Origin of the sequence: Deinococcus taeanensis (genome assembly GCF_020229735.1) — a bacterium.
GTDB classification, from domain to species: Bacteria; Deinococcota; Deinococci; order Deinococcales; family Deinococcaceae; genus Deinococcus; species Deinococcus taeanensis.
Genome location: NZ_CP083455.1, coordinates 1,662,922 through 1,682,058, shown reverse-complemented (window position 1 = coordinate 1,682,058; position 19,137 = coordinate 1,662,922). Strand labels below are relative to the sequence as shown.

Here is a 19,137-nt window from a genome sequence, read left to right as displayed (position 1 = left end):
GAGCGGTCCGTGTCCCTGATCCTGCTGCCCGACCTGGGTGACCTGCTGCGCCTGCACCCGCAGTTCAACGCGGGGACCGTTACGGAACTCCTGCGGCGCCAGGGCACGGCGCAGGTGCACTGGGCGACCAGTCCTGACCCCGACCACCCGCTGCGCGACGCACTGCCTGCCGCCGGAATCACGCTGCTCGGCAATCTGGCGCCCGACTGGACCTGGGCGGACGCCGAGCACGAACAGCTGCTCGGGTTCCTGAGCCAGTACCCGCAGGGGCGCGAGCGGCTCCGGGCGGCGCAGGCGGCGGAACGTGACCTGGCCGCGCTCGTGACTGCCCCCCTCGACGCCCACACGGTGCTGGCCCCGGCGTTCCTGGCTGCAATCCAGGCCACGCAGGCCGCGCTGCGCGCCGCGCTCGACGAAGGCCCCGGCACCCGCTGGCAGGCCCGGCGCCTGGACGAACTGGCTGAACGCCTCCGGAGCCTGAACGGCGTGGCGCTCGTGCCGCTGGATGACGTACCCGGCCTGCTGGACCGCCTGCAGGACGCCCGGCTGCCGGAAGTCACCGGTTTCACGGCCGGCGAGACCAGCCGCGTGCGGGCCCTCGCAGACCGCGCCTGGCAGCTGCGGGACGACGACGACCTCAGCGCCCTGCTGGCCGCCCTGGACCGCGAGAACGGAGACGCCGTGACTCCCCGCGCCGAACTGGACGGCGCCGCCGCCAGCCTGCACCTCGCCGTAGGGGACCTGGCCGGCGCGCGTGAACGCCTGGAACGCGCCGCGCACGCCCTGACCGACCACGTGCCGCGCAGCCTCCCGGGCCTGATCCTGGCCCGCCTGGGACAGGTGCGAGACGCGATGGGCGACCGGGAACTCGCGCAGCGCACGTACCGGGCGACCCTGGCTCTCACGCACGCCCCGCAGTTCGCGCGGGACGCCGCGCAGGCCGGCCTGGCGCAGCCATTTACGCTGGACCTCAGCCCCCCCTAGCCCCGGCCGGCCCGTACACTGCGGGCATGACCACCGCGCCCCCCACCCTGCCCGTGGGGCCCTCCCGACCGGCGGACGTATACCGCGCCAGCACCCGGCAGAACCTGCTGACCATCCTGCTGGGCTGGTGGCTGCTGGGCGGCGTGTTCACCGACGGCTGGGCACACAACCAGTTCGGGGAGTCACTGGAGACGTTCTTCACGCCGTGGCACGCCGCGTTCTACAGCGGATTCCTGGCGGTTACCGCGTGGTGTCTGTCCCTGGCGGCGCGCGGCTGGCGTCAGGGAAGACGGGGCCTCCCGGCCTTCCCGGACGGGTACCACCTGGCGGCCCTGGGCGTGCCGGTCTTCGCCCTGGGCGGCCTGGGTGACCTGACCTGGCACACCGTGCTGGGCATTGAGGTGGGCATTGAGGCGCTGCTGTCGCCGACGCACCTGCTGCTGTTCGCCGGCGCGGTCCTCATTGTGGCGTCCCCACTGAACGCGGCGTGGCGCTCCCCGGCGCGCCGCGACGCGCCGGGCGGGGTGCGCTGGGTCGCGGTCCTCTCGGCCACGTCACTGCTCGCCATGACCGCCTTCATGCACATGTACATGTGGGGCTTGCTGGCCGTTCCGCAGGGCCTGGGGTACGTGCAGACCCGCGGAGAGCTCAGCGCTCTCCTGCTCACGGCCCTGATCCTGGCCGCGCCGGTGCTGCTGGTTCTGCGGCGCTTTACGCTGCCGTTCGGGGCGGTGGCCGTGATGTACGGCGTCACGAACGCCGGGATGGCCGCCATGATGCTGCCCGGTGAGTGGCACGTGCCGCTGCTGGCCGCCGCATGCGGCCTGCTGGTCGACGCGTGGCACGCCCTGCTGCGCCCGGGCGCGACCCGCGTGTGGGCCCTGCGGGCCTTCGCGTTCCTGTTGCCCCTGAGCGTCTGGGGACCGTACCTGGGAGACGGCGTGCGGCGCGGCCTGACCAGCCTGAGTCTGGAATTGTGGCTCGGCGTGGCGGTCATGGCCGGGCTGGGCGGCGTGGCACTCAGCGCCCTGATCTTCCCCGCGCCCCTGCCGCCACAGGCGCTGGACGACCTCACGGACCGCTGAACGGGTGCCCTCCCCCTCAGTGCTGGTGGGCCACACCCGGCCGGCCGGCCGGAGGAGCCAGAGGCGCGGCAGCGCAACAGGTCGGTCAGCGAACGGATTTCCCTGGCCTGCGTGGCCAGCACCTGCCGCGCCAGCAGCCTGACCTGCGGGTGGGCGCTCTGTCCCGCAGGGACGCGGCCATCGTCAGCGCTTCCTGGCGGCGGCGGATCAGGCGCAGGAATAGTGTCTCAGCTGAGCCGGGCATACGCCCTTCAGGCGCTTCCCAGTGACGCCGCCACGCCGCCCGTTGCCGTCCCTGCTCCTCCTGCCGCAGCTGAATGTCCAGGGCCAGTGACCGTGCCGGGCGGTCCTGCGCGGCCTGCAGCACAAGGGCACTCATCTGGGTCGCCTGCGCGTGGTGCACCGCCATCCCCTGCACGAAGTGCACCTCCGCACTCCCTGGAGCCGGGGTTGCGGGGCGCGGCTGGGCCAGCAGCGCGGCGGCCCCCACACCCAGCGCCGCGCGGTGTGTCATAGCTGCTGGTCGTAGTGCCGCTGCCGCTCCCGGAACGCGGCCTTCTGTTCGGGGGTGGTGCGGGCGTGGCAGTGTTCGCAGCTGACGCCCTCCTCGAACAGCGGATGCTGCCGCTCCGAGGCGCCCAGCGGCCAGCCGCACGAGTGGCACATCACCGCTGCGCCCTCCCGCAGTCCGTGACCGACCGTCACGCGGCCGTCAAAGACGAAGCACTCCCCGTCCCACTCGCTGCGCTCCTGCGGCACGTCCTCCAGGTACTGCAGAATGCCGCCCCTGAGGTGAAACACGTCCTCGAAGCCCCGCTCGCGCAGCAGGCTGGTGCTTTTCTCGCAGCGGATCCCGCCGGTGCAGAACATCGCCACGCGCCGGCCGCGCAGCTCCGCCTCGTGCGCGTCCAGCCACGCCGGGAACTCGCGGAACGACTCGATCCCCGGATCCACCGCCCCGCGGAAGGTCCCGGCCTTCACCTCGTACCGGTTGCGGGTGTCGATCACCACGACGTCCGGCGCGCTGATCAAGGCGTTCCAGTCTTCCGGCGCCACGTACTGTCCCACCCGGGACGTGGGTTCGACCGGCACGCCCATCGTCACGATCTCGCGTTTCAGACGCACCTTGAAACGCCGGAACGGCGGGCTGGCCGCAGCGGACTCCTTGTACTCCAGCCGGTCGAAACCCTCAGCGAGCAGCGCGCCGCGCAGCACGTCAATGCCCGCGCGGGTGCCGGCCACCGTGCCGTTCAGTCCCTCGCCCGCCACGATCAGGGTGCCGCACAGCCCGGCCTCACGGCCCACGGTCAACAGCCGCGCGCGCAGTGCGGCCGGGTCCGGCACCGCCCGGAACTGGTACAGGGCCGCCACCGTGAATGGCGCGGCGGGGGCAGGCTCGGCAGCAGGGTGAGACGCGGCAGACATCCCCGCATCATACCGGCCCCTCCCAGGCCGAACGCCCCCGCAGCCGACGGGGCGCGCCCCCATTGGCCCTGAGGTGGTCAGGGGAGGTGAAGATGAGCGTTTCAGCGCATTCAGGCTCACGCCGGCTCTGTTAGCCTTGCGGGCGTGCCGGCCACCCTGCCCTCCACGCTTCTCACCGCCACGAACGTCACCGTGATCTTCGGGGAACGCGCTGTGCTCAGTGGCGTGACCCTGAGCGTCAGCGCGGGTGAGCGCGTGGCCCTGCTGGGCCGCAACGGCGCCGGCAAGACCACCCTGCTGCGTGTCCTGACCGGTGAGCGCCACCCGGAGGAGGGTGAGCTGTGGCGCGCCGACGGACTGCGGGTGGCCGTGCTGGAGCAGCATCACGCCCACCCGCCGGGCCTCAGTGTCCAGGCCCTGATTGACGCCGCCCATCCCTACCGGGACCTGGAGGTGGAGCTGCTGGCCCTGGAGGCGAACCTGGGAGACCCGGACACCCTGACCCGCTGGAGTGCTCTGCATGCCCGCCTTGAGGACGCCGACGCGTACCGCTGGCCTGCGCGGGTCGCGCGGGTGCTGGGCATGCTGGACCTCACCCGGTTCCAGCCGCGTGAAGCGGTCACGCTCTCCGGCGGGGAACGCACGCGTCTGGCCCTCGCGCTGGCCCTGGCGCGCGAGCCGGACCTGCTGATCCTGGATGAACCCACCAACCACCTGGACATCCGCATGCGCGAATGGCTTGAAAGCTGGCTGCGCGACTTCCCGGGGGGCGTGCTGCTCACCAGCCACGACCGCGATTTCCTGGATGGCGTCGCCACCCGCAGCGTGTGGCTGGAGCGCGGCGCAGCCACCCCGTACCCCGGCGGGTACTCGCGCGCCTGGACGCAGCGGGACCTAGAGCGCCGCACGCAGACCCGCGCGGCCCGGCTGGGGGAACGGGAAGCCGAGCGACTCGCGCGCAGCGTGGACATCCTGGACCGCTGGGGCCGCCGGTCCCGCGGACTGAAAACGCGCGCCGAACGCCACGCGGTGCCCGAGGCGCCGCTGCCGGAACGGCAGATCCGCATGCGCCTGCTCGCTGGCAGCGCCCGCGCACCCCTGGTCGCCTGGGGCGAGCACCTGGGCAAAACCTACGGGGACCGGCCAGTGTTGCTGAACGCCGCGTTCCGGCTGCGGCAGGGCGACCGCGTGGCCCTGATGGGCGCCAACGGCACCGGCAAAACCACCCTGATGCGCCTCCTGGCCGGCGACCTGCACCCTGATCCGCCCGCCCCGGACCCCCTGACCGGCGAGTCCGGGGCACTGCCGGTGTTGCGGGTCGCGCCGGGTGTGACGGTCGCGACGCTGGACCAGACGTGGCACGGCCTGACCCCCGGCGAGGGCTTGCACGCGCAGTTCGAGCGGCGCTTCGGCCGGCAGGCGAACACCCTGCTGGGCCGCGCGGGTTTCAGCGCGGCCGACTGGCCCACAACGCCCGAGCACCTGTCCGGCGGGGAACGTGCGCGGGCCGGACTGGCGCTGGTCAGCGGCCTGCGCGCCGACCTGCTGCTGCTGGACGAACCCACCAACCACCTGGACGTGGAGGCCCTCCAGGCCCTGGAGGGGGCCGTGCAGGCCTACGCAGGCGCCGTGGTGATCGTCACGCACGACCGCCGCTTCGCGCGTGAGGTCGCCACGCGCCTGTGGGTGATCGAGGACGCCACGCTGCGCGAGGTGAGCGGCTGGGGCAGCCGCGAATACCTCGACCCGGCCGCCACCCTGCAGGGCGACCCGCCGCCGCCGCCCCCCCACCCACCCCCCGGCAGCGGCTCGCGCCGCTGGAAACGCAGCTGGCCGCCCTGCGCGCCGAACTTGACCGCCCGCCCGGCACCCTGACCGGCCGGGAGGAGGCCCGGGTGCGCGCCCAGGCCCACGCCCTCCAGCAGGACCTGTACAGCCTGTACGCCCAGGTCTGGGCCGCCGCGCAGTTCGACGCGGAGGTGAGGGAGCCGCCCCTCACGGTCCGCGCACAGCGCCTGGGGGACAGTGGCGGGATGTTCTGGGCCGCGCGGGATGAAGGCTGCCCGCACCTCGCCTGGGACGGACACACGCTGCGCTGGAACGGCGATCCGCCCGGCTGGTTCGGCGCGGCGCTGCTGGGCGGCACACTGCGTATTCTGTTCGAGCGCTGGAACGTCGGCCGCGTCACTCTGGGCGACGGCGGCCCCAGCCTGACCCGCCGCGCCTACTTCGAGCGGCTGGGACTCGTTCGCGCCAGCAGGATGTGACGCACGCTATACTTCCGCGCATGGAAGACCTCATCAAGGGCCGCCTCGGCGGAGCGGACGGCTACAGTATCCGCTGCGCCATCGATGGCGACACCATCAAGGGCCGCGCCGGCGGAAAGCTGCACGGCAAGGACATCAACCTCGAAATCACCGAGCGCGGCGTGCAGGGCACCGTCGGAAGCGACAGCGTGAAAATCGAACTGCAGGACGGCGAACTCAAGGGGAACGTCGGCGCGCAGAAACTCACCCTCCGCGGCGTGGACCGCGTCACCGGCTTCATGGGTGAACCCATCGTGGGCTGGAACGTCGTGGCGCAGCAGACCGGCGACAAACTCGTCGGGCAGCTCGGCAGCACCGTCCTGGGCCGTCCCTTTGAGCTCGACCTGGGCAGCGCCCCCGGCTGGGTCGGCACGCTCGTCGCCGTGGTTGCCTTCTACGCCCTGGAACCCCGCGCCAACGTTACCGTCGGCTGAACCTCCGTCCCTCAGGCGCCGCCCCAAGCATCTGGGGCGGCGTTCTTCGTGTTCCAGCGAAGCGGCCCGGCCCGCAGGCAGGGGCAGGTGAACCTACCGGCCGAACAGGTACCGGATCCCGAAGCGCAGCACCACACCCCGCTCCCCGTTCTCCACGCCAAAGTTCACGTTCGTGCGCTCATTCACGTTGTACCCGGCGCTGAATGTCGGCCGGATCGACTGCAGGTTCAGGCCCTTGAGCGGCGTGGTCACGCGGAACGTGAACCGGTTGTCGGGAGTACTGTACTCCGCGTTCAGCAGCCCCTCGCCGTTCAGGTTCACCTGATACTGCAGGTACAGGTCGCGCGTCAGGTACGACCCCAGCGTGATTGTGGCGCCCAGCGTTCCGTCCTTCACCGACAGCTGCGGCGTCAGGCGGAACACGTCCAGGCCGAACGCCGTGGCAATAGTGCGCTCCAGTTCACCCAGCACGAACACGTTCAGGGCCGTCTGCAGGGCGCTGCTGCCCAGCGCCGCCAGGTTGCTGGGCAGCGTGGCGAGGTTCGGGACTCCGGTGGCCACCAGCGCGTACAGTTCCGCCTCGCCGTACGGCAGGCCCGTGGACGGGTCAGCGCAGCTGGCGCCCTCGGTAGTGCAGCGCAGCGTGGTGTCCAGTTCCAGCGCGGTCGTGCCGTCAGGGCGGGTCACGAACTCCCCACCGAGTTCCAGGGTCACCGGCACCCGCTGGCGCGTGGTGGCGGCCTGAACGGTGCCATTGGCCCGCACCTCGAATTTCGGGAAGAGGTTGTCGCCGCTGAAGGTGACGGTGCTCGTCTGCAGCGTGAACTCGTTCTCGCGCAGGTACACGAAGCCGCGCTGCGAGCGGACACTGCCGGCCAGACGCGGCCGGTCCCCGCTGCCCGCCAGAACCAGGTTCCCGGTGAACTCTGCGCGCACCAGGTTCTCATCGATGCGGATGCCGTTCGTTGCCGTGATGGGAATGTCCTCGAACACCAGCCGCTGCAGGAACGGCCGCGCCGGGCGCTCGCCGGCCTGCTGTTCAGGCTGCGGGAAGGTCGTGAACTGCTCCGGCAGCGGACTCACGTAGTTGTCGGTGGTGCGGCCCGTGCCGGGGTCCGTGCTGCTCTGTCCGGGCGCAGGAATGGTCGCCGGGGCGTTCACGCGGCCCAGCACCAGCCGCACGAAGTCGGCCGCACCGGTCACCCGGATCACGCTGCCGTCGTCCACGGCGCGCAGGTCGGCGTTCAGCGCGCTTTCACGGCCGTAGATCACCGCCAGCGGGAGGTTGTAGTTGCGGGCGCTGAGGCTCAGGTCCCAGCGGGGTGAGAGCGTGCCGCTCAGCACGAGGCTGCCCGCGCCACTGCTGGCACTGACGCTGCGGCTCTGCGCGTCCACCAGCCAGCGGCCGTCCGGCTGCTGGCTGACCGTGACGGCGGTGTTGGGCAGCGCGCCGAGGGCCTGCGGCGCCAGCAGCCCCGTGAAGGTTGCGCGCGTGTCGCTCAGGCGGCCCAGGGTGAGCTGACCGCGCAGGTTCACCGTGCCGTCCGTCCCGACCGTGCCGCCCGTCATCACCCGCCCGCCCGCCGTGAACGCGCCACTGTCCGGCAGGTCCCCCGCGAACTGGGGAACCCGGAGGCTCAGACCGGCCATGGCCCCCTGAAGGTTCTCGGCGCGCAGCAGCCCGCGCGGGCGGTCGTACGTGCCGGCCGCAGACAGCACCAGGGTGCCTTTCAGGCTGGGTTGCAGGTCAAGCAGACCCGGCACGAGCTGCAGCACCGGCGTGAAGGTCGTGTTCGTGAACCGGGCGTTCAGATCCACCCGTTCGCGGGTGTACTGCCCACGCACGTCCCAGGTGCCGGCGCCGCTCAGCTGGATGTTCACGCTGCGCAGTTCCCGCGCCGCGAACTCCAGGGTGCCGCTGCCCGTGAGGGTTTCGGTCACAGCGGCGGCCCCCTCCCCGCTCGTGGCACTGACGCGGATGCGTTCGGCCACCACATTCACCGTCCCGGCAGGCGGATCCGCCATCGGGAAGCGGAAACGGACCACGCCCGTCACCACGCCCTCGCCCGGCGCGGCGCCAGTAAATGCCGCCACGAGCGCGCCCACCGGCAGCCCGCGCAGGGCGCCCTGTCCGAATACTTCCCCGCCGCTCAGGCCAGCCGTGAAGTCCGACTCGCCCAGGAAGCCGCGGATACGCCAGTCGCCGCCCACCTGCGTGCCCTCGAGGCGTGCAGGCAGGGTTCTGGGGCCCACACTGAGATTCGCGGAGCGCAGCACGAACGTGCCGCCCCCGTCGCGCAGCGTCGCCTCGCCGCTGATCCGGCCCGCCAGGGCCGGCGCCACCTTCAGGTCCCGGATGTCCAGGTCGTCCAGGGTGGCGCGGGCCGTGTAGCCCTCTCCCGTCGCCTGAACGGCCAGCGGGCCGTCCAGCACGGGCAGCAGGTCCGCGATGCCGCCCGAGGCGGTCACGGTGGCAGCGCCCATGTTGTTTCCGCCGCGCAGGTCCGCGCGGAAGGTCTGACCGGCCAGGGTGACGGTGCCGTCCAGGGTCAGGACCTGCCCGGCCAGGTCCAGCGGATAGCGGGCGGCGCCCAGCGTACCGGTGAGCCCGTCCGCGCCGGCGCGGATATCAACACTCAGGGCACCGGACTCACGGACCAGGCGGCCGGTCAGCTGACCGGTCCAGGTCTCCGGGCTCTGCTGGGCGTTCAGCGTCAGCGTACCGGCGCTCAGGGTGACCGTGGCCTGCACGCTGGGGCGTCCGGCCCGCAGGGTCACCGCGCCAGTCACGGCGCCCTTGAGGGCGACCCCTAGCGCCGGGACCTCGTAGGGAGTGTCGAGCTCACGCGCTTCGAACGTCACGCGGCCGTCCTGACTCCCGGTATTCAGGGTGCCGTTGGCGGTCAGGAGGCCTGAGAGGCCGCTGATGCCCAGCCGGCCCAGGTTCAGTCCCGGCAGGTTCGCCGCCAGCTGCCCCGCCTGCCAGCGCAGGCGGCCGTCCACCAGACCGTCGGAGACGTTCAGGTCCGCGGCGCGCAGGCCGACCGTGCCGCTGGCCCGCCACTCGCCGCGGCGCACGCTGAGCTGCGCCTGCGGATCATCCAGGGTGCCGCCCGGCGTGACGCTCAGCGACCCCTCCGGGCGGGTCAGGCTGGCTGCGCCCAGCAGGCGCCACGTGCCGCCTGCGCCGGGCCGGGCTTCCAGCACGCCGCTGCCCTGCGCCTGCGGGCCGTCCACCAGCCGCAGTTGCACGCCGCGCGCGGTGGCGACGATGCGCGCGCCGGCGCCCAGGAGTCCAGCCTCGCCCTGCACCAGCGGCGCGCCGAACGGACCGGACACGCTCAGCGCGGCCGGCCGGGTCAGCAGCCCGGCGGGGCCGCCCGTGACGCGCGCCGTGCCGCGCCAGCCGCCCAGCTGGTCGGCGGTGAGGTCCAGCGCGCCCCGCAGGCCCTGCGGACCGCTGAGATTCCCACGCAGCGTCAGGGCGCGCGCGCCGTACGTGGCCTGCATGCGCCCCGCCAGGGTGCCCTGCGCGTCAATGGTCAGGGCCGCCGTGCCGTTCAGGTTCGCGGTGCCGCTGACCTCCAGGGTGCTGCTGGCCGCGCGTGCGCCCAGGCGGTCCAGCGTGACCCCCTGACTCTTCAGGGCGGCGACCGTGCGGCCCCCCTGCGTGAAGGTGCCGCTCAGACCGGCCAGCGTGCCGGTCAGGCTCCCGCTCAGGTCCTCCAGGGTCACGCCGCCGAGAGAGGCGCCGCGCGTGGTCAGTGTTCCGGCCAGGGTGGGGGAGAGCAGCGTGCCGCCCAGCGTGGCCTGCACGTTCGCCACGCCGCTTCCCCCGGCCAGCGGGAGGGGCGTGACCCTCAGGGTGCCGCCCAGGGTGGGGATCAGGTTCGTGCCGGGCGTGAGGGTCAGGGTGCCCTGCCCCAGCGGCCCCGCGCGCAGCGTGTACCCGCCTTGCCCGTTGCCGGTCACGAGCACCGGCCCGGTCAGGCCGGCCGTGGCCCGCACCTGCCCGGACAGGCGCGGCCACACGCCGCGCAGGTCCACATCCGCGCGGGTGGTGCCGCTCGTGACCGCGCCGTACAGCCGGGCCTGCACAGTGCCCGCCGCGAGGTTCAGGTTGCTCGCCTCGACGTACAGCGTGCCGCGCGCCGGGCCACGCAGGGACACGCGGGCGTTCAGGGCCGGGTCCGACGCCCTGCCGGACACGGCGGCCGCGGCGTCCACCTGGGTGGTGAGGAGCGTCACCCGCCCCGCCAGCGCCGGATCGGCCGCCCGGCCCGTGAGGGTCACGTCGGCGCCCAGCGTGCCCTGGCCCAGGGACGCGGCGTTCAGGTACTGCGTGCTGAGGTTCCGGGCCGTCACCCGCAGGCCGCCGGGCAGAGCGCCGCGCGCGCTGAGCACACCGTCACGCAGACTGCCGCTCAGGTCGGCGCTCAGCACGTCGCCTGCGGGCAGGTACCCCAGGGTACCGTACAGGCTGAACGGCCCGGCCTGCTCCTGCTGTCCCTTCACAGCAAGATTCCGGACCTCCAGACGGTCCAGGCCCCCCGCAAGGGTCCCGGCGGCGTCCAGGGTGCCGCCCACGGTCAGCGCGTCCACGTCCAGCGTGGCGGGCAGCAGGCGGGCGGCGCGCAGCGGGTCAGCCCGCAGGGCCAACGCATACCGCCCGCCCTGCAGGCGGCCGTCGGCGCTGACCCGCGGTCCGCTGAGGTTCACCCGGATGTCCCCGGCGGCGTAGCGGGCGTTCAGGGCGCCGCCCAGTTCGCCGCCCGAATCCTGCAGCTGCCCGGCGAACGCCGCGTTCAGGGCCGCCCAGCCAGGCCCGCCCAGCGTGGCGGTTCCGGTCACGCGCAGCTGCTCCGGGCGACCCCACAGGGCGCCCACGTCGAACGCCGCCAGCGACAGCGTGCCGCCCGGCCGGAAGGGCAGTGAGGCCGGCAGGCGGCCCGTGATCCGCGCCTCCCGCACACCGGTCCCCAGCACGGCGGCCACGTTCAGAGTGCCACTCTGGCCGTCCAGCAGTGCGTCCAGCGGTCCGCCGGGCACGTCGCCCACCACACGCAGCGCCCCCGTGAAACCCGTCCGGGCGTTCCAGCCGACCGGGCCGCGCAGCCGCAGGTCCGTGTCGCCACTCACGTAAGCCGTGTTCAGGGTCAGGGCCGCGCGTTGCAGGCCGCCCAGCGCGTTGGCGCCCAGCCGGCCGCGCACCTCACCTGCCAGCGGCGCGCCGCTGAACGTCACGCGGTAGTCACGGGCCAGCAGGCGGCCCATGACGCGTGAGCCGGTGGCGCGCAGGCCGGCCGGTCCACTGGCGAGCACGCCCTGGAAGGTGACGTCCGGTTTGCTCAGTGCGCCGCGCAGCTGCGCGGTGTACGAACCGGGCAGCAGGTCCGTCAGTGTGGCCTTGGCACTCAGGTTCAGGTTGGGCAGCACCGTTCCGCTGGCCCTCACGGCGCCCTGTGCTAGCGTGGCCTGCGCGCCGTCCAGGCGGAGCGTGCCGCTGACGTACCGGGCCGGAGCGCGGAAGTTCACGCCGGCCACCTCGCCGCTGACGCTGGCGCGCACGTCGGCCAGCGTGCCGGCCAGCGTCGCTGTGGCGCGGCCGGGGGAACCCAGCAGGGGGCGCAGGTCCGCGGCGCTGGCGCTGCCGCGGACCGCCCAGGCCGGCAGGCCCACACCGCGCCCCTGCGTGAGCCCCACGTTCAGGGCGGCGCCGGCCGCGCTGCCGTCTGCGGTAATGCCCGCCGATCCCCCGGTCAGGGCGGTCCCGGTCACCGTGACGTTCACGGGCTGGCGCGCGTACGTGCCGGCCACGCGCAGCGTCAGCGTGTCCCGCGTCGTCGGTCCGGCGCGGCCGGTCAGGGTGGCGCGCAGGTCGTCGAAGGTGACGGCGGCGTTCGCCTGCGGGTACAGCGTTCCCCGCACGCTCAGCGCCGCGCCGCCCAGCGTGCTGCGCAGCCTCGCGCTGAGCTGACCGCGCGCGAGGCTCACCTGGCCCTGCGCCGCCTGTCCGGCGGCGCGCACATTCACGTCCGCGCGGCCACTGGCGCGCGAGGCGTTCAGTTCCGGCACGTTCAGGTTCAGGCTCACGCGCCCCCGCACGCCCGGTACGACGGGCTCGAGCACGCGGGCGTCCAGTACGGCGCCGCGCACCGTGAGGCCAGCGGCGCTGTAGGCCACCGGCACGCGGGAGCCAGGATGCGTGAGGGTTCCCTGCACGCGCAGCGTGGTGCCCCACGCGGCCCGGGCGTCGAGCCTGACCGGGTCACCGAGGTAACGGGTGCCGCTGGTAAACAGCGTCACGCTGTCCGGCCCGAGCGCCGCATTCAGCTGCCCCGGGATGAGCTGCGTCCGTACCGCCTCAGGCAGACTGGCGGCGAACGGAGAGAGCGCCGTGCTGAGCGTACCGCCGAGCGCTGGCAGCACCGAGACCCGCCCAGTGAGCGGCCCGGCGGGCAGCGCGAGCAGCGCAGACGTGCCCTGCCCGGCCAGTTGCACCGTGCCTGCGCGGCCACCGAGTGCGTACCGCAGGCCCTGCGCGCCGCTCCAGGTGCCGCCCAGGTAGGTCAGGCCGCCGACGGTGATCCGCGCGCCAGTGAGCGAGCCACTCAGCGGGAACACCTGCGCCGGTACGCTCAGGCGCGCCGGCCCGCTACCGAACGCCTGTGCGTTCAGGCGCAGCGTCCCCCGCAGGTTCGCCACGCTGCCGCCCGCCACAGCTGTGAAGTAGGGACCGGCCACCTGCAGGTTCAGGTTCTCCAGCGTGGCCGGCAGCGTCAGACGCCCCGACGCCGTCACGGCCTGCCCGGCCACCGTTCCGGCAACGCGCAGCGCGCCGTTCTCCGCACGGATCAGGAAGGGTCCGGCGTTCAGCGTGCCGTTCAGTACGCCCCCACGGGCATTCAGGGTGCCCTGCAGCCGCTGCCCGGCGAGCGTCAGGCCGCTTGCCTGCACGTTCAGGTTGTCGAAGCCCGCGAGGGTCACGCGCGCCCGGCCGCCCTGCCGGTCGCGGACGGTAATCTCCCCGCGCGGTTCGAGCCCGGTGCCCTGCACGTTGCCGTCCACGAACAGCCCGCCCCCCAGCGGGCCGCTGACGTCCACGTCGTAGCGGCCGCTGGGAAGCGCCGCGGCGCCCTGGGCGCGCAGGCCCTCGGCGTCCGTGACCAGCAGGTTCAGCTTGTTCCAGGGGCCCTGCAGCGCCACGGTGTACTGGTCGAGCACACCGCGCGCGTCCACGGCGCCGCGGAACGCGCCGCCCCGCCCGGGACCCCAGGTGGCGCGGCCCTGAACGCGGCCCGCCTGCCCGAACGCCGTGAGGGTCTGTGCGCCGCGGACCCTCACCAGTCCGCTGGGTCCGTCGTACGCCACGCTCAGCTCTCCCCAGGTGCCGGTCGCGCTGAGGGCCGGGGTGACGGTACCCCGCAGGTTTACGGTCTGTGCGGGAAGGGTCACCCCGCCGAACGAGAGGGGCCCGGTCCGGCCGGTGGCTGCGGCGCTCAGCGCGCCGTACGGGCCGCTGACGGTCAGCGCCAGGGTCTGGCCCTGCACCTGGACCTGCCCGGCCGCGCGGACGTCCGGGAACACCTGGCCTGATACGCGCGCCTGCACGTCACCCGACGCCACCTGCAGCTTCGCCGTGACGGGGGTGCCTGCCCCCGGCTGCCGCGTCAGGGTACCGCGGACGGCGGCGCCGGCCACGCGCGCGTTCACGTCGGCCGTGCCGCCGCGACCGGTCAGGTTCAGGTCCAGCGTGCCGCCCAGCCCCAGGGTGGGCAGCAGGGGTCTCAGCGCGCCGAGGTTCACGCGGCCCGCGGCCTTGACCGACTGACCGTTCACCACGCCACGCGCGGTGGCGCCGGCCGTGTTCAGGGTGAACTGCACGCCCTGGTTCATGCTCAGTTCCCCGCGGATGTCCGCTCCCTGCACGCGGGCCGACACGCGGTACGGAGCGCGCAGGTCCGTGTCGGCACGGACCGTCACGCCGTTCGACACGCCACGCAGCTGCGCGGTGATGCCGTTGCCTTCCGCGCTGAGCACCACACCCCGCCCGGCTGCGCGCAGGGACCCGAACACCTTCAGGCCGGTCGTGACCGTCACGTCGCCCGTGACACTCAGGTCGCCAGACACCGGGAGATTCCGGGCGCGCACGCCGAACGCGTCCCCGCTCCAGGAAAGCTGCTGGGCGCCCGCCGTGAAGGTCCCGCTCTGGCGGGTGTAATTCAGGTTGAGGGTGCCGCTCAGGGTGTCACGCAGGCCTGGGACGGCGGCGCTGAGCGTTCCGGTCACGTCCCCGCCGATCAGGTCCACGCGGCCCTGGCCGCTCAGGGTGACGCCCGCGCCTTGCAGCGTGCGGGCTTCCCAGGTGCCCTTGAAGCTGCGGTCGAGATTCAACCGGGCGCGGCCCAGGTCGGCGCGCAGGCCGCGGCGGTCCAGCACTGCGGTGCCGGCCAGGGCGAACGGCCCGGCCTCACCGCCGGTAACGCGCGCCCGCAGGTCCTCGGCGGTGCCCGAAAGTGCCACGCGCGCCCGCGCCGCGCCGTAGGTGGGATTCAGAACGGCATCGAGCCGCGACCCGCTGAGCGCGTAGGAGCCGCGCAGCGGGCCGCCCAGGCCCTGACCGGTGAACCGGACGACGCTCTGCGCGTCGATGCTGGCCGCCACGTCCAGCGCCTTCTGCCCGAAGGTGCCGGCCAGTGTGGCGCGGCCCCCCCGCCCGATCGCCCAGCGGCCCGCGAGCTTCTGCACCGCGCCGCCCAGGGCCGTGTCGGCACTGAACGCCAGGTCGTTCGTCTGGCCGGCCACGGCCCCGTCGCGGTTCAGGTACGTGTACTCCACGTTCGCGTTGCTGACCCCCACACCGCCCAGCGTTCCGGCCCCCTGCGCGTACGCTTTCACGCGAACCGTACTCCAGCCGCCCGCCGTGACCCGCAGCTTCAGGTCGCCCTGTCCGGTCGTCCCCAGCGCGCGCGCCAGCCCGGACACGGTGGGAGCGGCGTCGGCCGTCACCTGCCAGTTCTGCGCCTTCAGGTCCACGTTGCCCCGCGCGGTCACCGGGCCGTTCCAGCCGCGCCCGGTCAGTTGCAGTCGAACGTTATCGCCACGGTGCGTGGCCGTGCCGGTCACGCCGGTGACGGTCACGAACTTCGCCTCGGGCACGCGCAGCGCCCCGTCCTGCACGCGCAGGTCTCCACGCACCGGGCCGTCGCCCAGCACGTACCGGCCCGTGATGCGGCCCGCCGTTACCCCCGGCCAGTAGTGGTTCAGGACCCGGGCGTCTGCGTTCAGGTCCATGGTAAACACGTTTGCACCGTTCTTTTCACCCAACGTCACGTCTGCGTTCAGGTCCCCGTCGGGGGTGGCGCCCCGCACTGCCAGCCGGCCCGCGCGCCCGGGCGTGACGCTGAAGCGGCCGTCAGGGACGTTCACGCCGGTGCCGTCCACGTTCACGCGCGTGTTCCGTACGGCCACGCTGCCCAGCGTGACCTTCCAGCCGGTTCCACCGCCGCTGCCGCCCGGTCCGCCGATGAGGTCCTTGAGTTTCAGGGCCACGGTGGCGTCTGTGGCCTGCACGTTCAGGCGCAGGGTCCGGGTGATGGGGTTCACGCCCGCCACGCTGACACTCAGCGTCCCTGCTTCGCCCTTCACGCCTGGGGCGTTCAGGGTCACGCCGCTCAGGTGCGGCGCCCACAGCGGTCCACTCACCCGGTCCGCCGTCAGTCCGGCCGACGCGCCGAAACGTGCCAGGACGGCGCCGCCGACCAGCGCTGGCAGAAACACGAGCGTCAGCAGCAGCGCGCCCACCAGGGCCAGCAGCCACCAGCCCCGCCGGCCTGGACCCGGACGGCGCCCCACACCTGGGCCGTCCGGGGGGGGCGGAGCGGCGGGTCCTTCCGCGTTCACAGGCCCGTGGTCGTTGGCCAGCGGTGGGTCTGAGGTCACGTCGTTCTGATCGCCCTGCGGCCTCTGCGTCACACCGTCACCCGGCCCCGAGCTTCACGGTGCCTCTCCACTTTCAACGCTCCTGGCCGCATTCTCCGCATTCTACGCAGCGGGGTGTGAACGCCGCACCCACCCGGTCCTCATGCAACCGTCAGAAAACCACGTTCTGCGCGTGCAGACCCGGTAGCATGCCCCCCATGCGCCTGTCATGGAGTGCGGCCGGACCTTCAGGCCCCGGCCCAGAACACACGAACGCTGCCAGCCCTGAAAGGCTGCCCGCCGGGCCCCGGTCCTGGGGGCCGTGGACGTCATGCGCCTGACCGCCCTGGTGTCCGGAACGGTGCAGGGCGTCGGGTACCGCCGCTACGTGCAGCGGCACGCCCGCGACCTGAATCTCAGCGGGTACGCCGAAAATCTCAGTGACGGGCGCGTGGAGATCGTCGCTGAGGGCCCGCAGCCTGAACTGGACCGCCTGCTGCACTGGTTGCGGCGGGGCCCGCCCCACGCCCGCGTGCAGGACGTGCAGACCATCTACAGTGAACGCACCGGCCTGAACGACTTTCACCTGTACTGACGCGGCTCTCCTCAAGGCGGCGCGGCCCCCATTGCCGGGGCCGCGCCGCTCTTTGATCCGGCGAGGTGCGCCTAGGCCTGAATGCGGCGGATCTCCCCGACCACGCGGTAGAACCCGCCGGCGTCCACAAGGTCATCCACGAGGTAGGTGGCGCCGGCTTCGCGCAGGTTGCGGGGGAACTGCACGTTCCAGGCGTGGAAGCGCGGATCGATCGCGCGGACGCGCAGGCGCGTGCCGTCGCGCTCGCACCTGAGGCGAACACCCGGCCCGGCGTCGCTCGTGACGTTCAGTTGGGTCAGGGGGGCGCTGGCCGGCAGGGCCGCGGCGAGCTTCACGTCGCGGGGGGTGGGGGTTTCGCCGCGCTGGGCGGCCTGAATGGCGGCCTCACTGGCGTCCAGGGCGGCGAGGTACCCGCGGGAGGTCACGAGGTACAGGCGCCCGCCGGCGTATTGCATGCTGAGTGCGCCGCCCACGCCGGTGCCGAGCTTCCACAGGCGTTCGCCGGTGCGCGTGAAGCAGTACACGGCGCTGCCGCTGTCGCCGGCGAACACGAAGTCCCCACCGGGGCTGGTGGCGCACGACAGCACGGGGGCGTCACAGGAGTAGTCCTGAACGTGCTCGCCGCCTTTCGTGAAGCGTTGAATGAGGTTGTGGGTGGTGCCGGCATACAGGTCCTGGCCGGCCTGCCAGCCGAAGAGTACGCCGCCCCGGGTTTGCTGCGTCCAGAGGGGCAGGCCGCTGTGCCGGTCGTACATGCCCACACCCGCGGAATGCCCGTAGTACACGCCCTGGTCGTCCACGCGGACCATCCAGCCCATGCTGCCGCCCGTGCTGACGTTCGCCCACTGCTGGTCGCTTTCTGCGTCGAAGGCGAAGACGTTCCCGCTGGCGTCGCTGGCGGCCAGGGTGCCGGCATGAATGTCCATCCACAGCAGGGCGGCGCTGCCTTCGACCTCGTACGCCACAAAGGGCAGCTTGCCGCTGAGGTCGTACACGTTGCCGTCGTCGCAGCCGGCGAAGGTCCAGTGGGCGTCGCGGACGAGACATTTGACGCCGTCCGGGAGTTTGAAGGACAGGTTCACCTCGCCGTCGGGCGTCAGGGCGTACACCTGTCCGGCTTCGTTGCCGACCCAGATCTGGCGGTCGTCGGCGAAGATGCCGAACGCGGTGGCGTTGGTGTTGAACTGCCACAACAGGGGCGCGCCCTGGCGGGTGGTGCTGCGGGTTTCGGTGAAGGTGCGGCGCATCACGGCGCGTTTCTGCCGGACGCCTGCGACGGCGTCCTCGTAGCCTTTGCGGCGTTTCTCGCGGAGCTTCTTGTCGGCTTCGGCCTGGGCTTTTTCGGGGCTGGGGAAAGTTTTGTGCTGGGTCTGGCCCTCGGTACCGATGCGGCCGTAGCGGATGGTGAGGGTGGCGGCGTCGAGGGTCACCTCGTAGAACTTGTGTTCAGCCCCGTTCGGATCAGAGTACTCTAGATATGTTACAGACATAATTTTATTGTAACGAGAATCACGCTGAGATACCAGCGCACATGACGCAGCGACCAGCCTGCGAGTGCGCCCCCCGGCCCGCTGGTGCCCCCGGCGCGCCCCGCTCCTCCCTCCCGGCCTGCCGCCCACCGCTGAGCAGCGGCATGAACTCACCGTTACGCCACTCGCCTGTTCGGCCTTCATGCCAAAGCCGTTCTGCCCCTGTACCAGCACAGCCTGCCCACCCTGCCTCCCAGCCGGACGCCACCGCGGCAAAGAAGGTGAGCAGCAGGCCGGGAAACAGGGGAGCCTGAAGGCGCATGGAGCCAGCGTTCACAGCACAACCGCCCTGGCCGCGCTGGCCAGGGCGGGACCGGGAACCGGGCCTACTCGAGGATAGCTTCGTGGACGATTTCCACGTTGCCCTGCATGACGCGGCTCATGGGGCACAGCTCTGCCGCCTGCCGGACGTGCTCCTCAAAGTCCGCCTGGTCGCTGCCGGTCACCCGGCCCCGCACGACCAGGCGCATGGTGCTCACCTTGAAGCCAGGGCCGTCCTTGACCATCTCACAGGTCGCCTCGGTGTCCAGCGCCTCGATGGTGTGGCCGTGGTTGGCGAGCAGCGCACTCAGCTGCATGGTGAAGCAGCCCGCGTGGGCGCTGGCCAGCAGCTCCTCGGGGTTGGTGCCCGCACCGTTTTCAAAGCGGGTGCCGAACGAGTACTGCGCGCCGTTCAGGACACCACTGGCGGTGCTGACCGTTCCTTTGCCGCTGCGCAGGTCGCCTTCCCAGTGGGCCGATGCCTTCCGTGCAATGTCTGCCATGCTGTCCAGTCTGCCCAGTCGGTGCGTGGGGTGGACGTGCCGGCAGTTGAGCTGAACTTCACGAATGCCGCGTGTGGCCCTGCCCGCGCGCCCT

General features: G+C 72.6%; 9 protein-coding genes and 1 pseudogene. 5 read left to right on the top strand and 5 right to left on the bottom strand.

The window, feature by feature from the left end:
- Positions 1-9: 9 nt before the first annotated feature.
- A complete protein-coding gene (locus LAJ19_RS08090; RefSeq protein WP_225475267.1) occupies positions 10-984 on the top strand; it encodes a YjbH domain-containing protein in 975 nt (324 codons plus the stop codon).
- A gap of 26 nt (positions 985-1,010) precedes the next feature.
- A complete protein-coding gene (locus tag LAJ19_RS08085) occupies positions 1,011-2,069 on the top strand; it encodes a hypothetical protein (protein ID WP_225475266.1) in 1,059 nt (352 codons plus the stop codon).
- Between the two features lie 85 nt (positions 2,070-2,154).
- On the opposite strand, the gene LAJ19_RS22060 is transcribed toward LAJ19_RS08085, so the two are convergent.
- Positions 2,155-2,583 (bottom strand): DUF305 domain-containing protein, encoded by a 429-nt coding sequence (locus tag LAJ19_RS22060; RefSeq protein WP_225475265.1) that lies wholly within the window; start codon positions 2,581-2,583, stop codon positions 2,155-2,157.
- Positions 2,580-3,494 (bottom strand): oxygen-dependent tRNA uridine(34) hydroxylase TrhO, encoded by a 915-nt coding sequence (gene trhO / locus LAJ19_RS08075; protein WP_225475264.1) that lies wholly within the window; start codon positions 3,492-3,494, stop codon positions 2,580-2,582. The genes LAJ19_RS22060 and trhO overlap by 4 nt, the downstream gene beginning before the upstream one ends.
- Before the next feature lie 144 nt (positions 3,495-3,638).
- Here trhO and LAJ19_RS08070 point away from each other — a divergent pair.
- Both LAJ19_RS08070 and LAJ19_RS08065 read left to right on the top strand, forming a co-directional pair.
- Positions 3,639-5,761 (top strand): annotated as a pseudogene (locus tag LAJ19_RS08070) (ABC-F family ATP-binding cassette domain-containing protein).
- 20 nt (positions 5,762-5,781) lie between these two features.
- Entirely contained in the window at positions 5,782-6,234 is a 453-nt protein-coding gene (locus LAJ19_RS08065) for a hypothetical protein (protein WP_225475263.1), read from the top strand.
- 93 nt (positions 6,235-6,327) lie between these two features.
- Here the strand turns inward: LAJ19_RS08065 and LAJ19_RS08060 are convergent, their stop codons facing one another.
- On the bottom strand, positions 6,328-16,176 hold the full coding sequence (locus LAJ19_RS08060; RefSeq protein WP_225475262.1) for a translocation/assembly module TamB domain-containing protein: 9,849 nt from the start codon (positions 16,174-16,176) through the stop codon (positions 6,328-6,330).
- A 310-nt stretch (positions 16,177-16,486) separates the two neighbouring features.
- On the opposite strand from LAJ19_RS08060, the gene LAJ19_RS08055 reads away from it, so the two are divergent.
- Complete coding sequence (locus tag LAJ19_RS08055; RefSeq protein ID WP_225475261.1) at positions 16,487-16,750, top strand: acylphosphatase; 264 nt, start codon at positions 16,487-16,489, stop codon at positions 16,748-16,750.
- Positions 16,751-16,821: 71 nt separating this feature from the next.
- On the opposite strand, the gene LAJ19_RS08050 is transcribed toward LAJ19_RS08055, so the two are convergent.
- On the bottom strand, positions 16,822-18,240 hold the full coding sequence (locus LAJ19_RS08050) for a WGR domain-containing protein (RefSeq protein ID WP_225475260.1): 1,419 nt from the start codon (positions 18,238-18,240) through the stop codon (positions 16,822-16,824).
- 365 nt (positions 18,241-18,605) lie between these two features.
- A complete protein-coding gene (locus tag LAJ19_RS08045; RefSeq protein WP_225475259.1) occupies positions 18,606-19,043 on the bottom strand; it encodes an OsmC family protein in 438 nt (145 codons plus the stop codon).
- Positions 19,044-19,137: the final 94 nt, after the last annotated feature.

Bases quoted from the DNA above. Each gene is read 5' to 3' on its own strand.
- LAJ19_RS08085 (WP_225475266.1), top strand. From the start codon at position 1,011: ATGACCACCGCGCCCCCCACCCTGCCCGTGGGGCCCTCCCGACCGGCG.
- LAJ19_RS22060 (WP_225475265.1), bottom strand. From the start codon at position 2,583: ATGACACACCGCGCGGCGCTGGGTGTGGGGGCCGCCGCGCTGCTGGCC.
- trhO (WP_225475264.1), bottom strand. From the start codon at position 3,494: ATGTCTGCCGCGTCTCACCCTGCTGCCGAGCCTGCCCCCGCCGCGCCA.
- LAJ19_RS08065 (WP_225475263.1), top strand. From the start codon at position 5,782: ATGGAAGACCTCATCAAGGGCCGCCTCGGCGGAGCGGACGGCTACAGT.
- LAJ19_RS08055 (WP_225475261.1), top strand. From the start codon at position 16,487: ATGCGCCTGACCGCCCTGGTGTCCGGAACGGTGCAGGGCGTCGGGTAC.
- LAJ19_RS08050 (WP_225475260.1), bottom strand. From the start codon at position 18,240: ATGTCTGTAACATATCTAGAGTACTCTGATCCGAACGGGGCTGAACAC.
- LAJ19_RS08045 (WP_225475259.1), bottom strand. From the start codon at position 19,043: ATGGCAGACATTGCACGGAAGGCATCGGCCCACTGGGAAGGCGACCTG.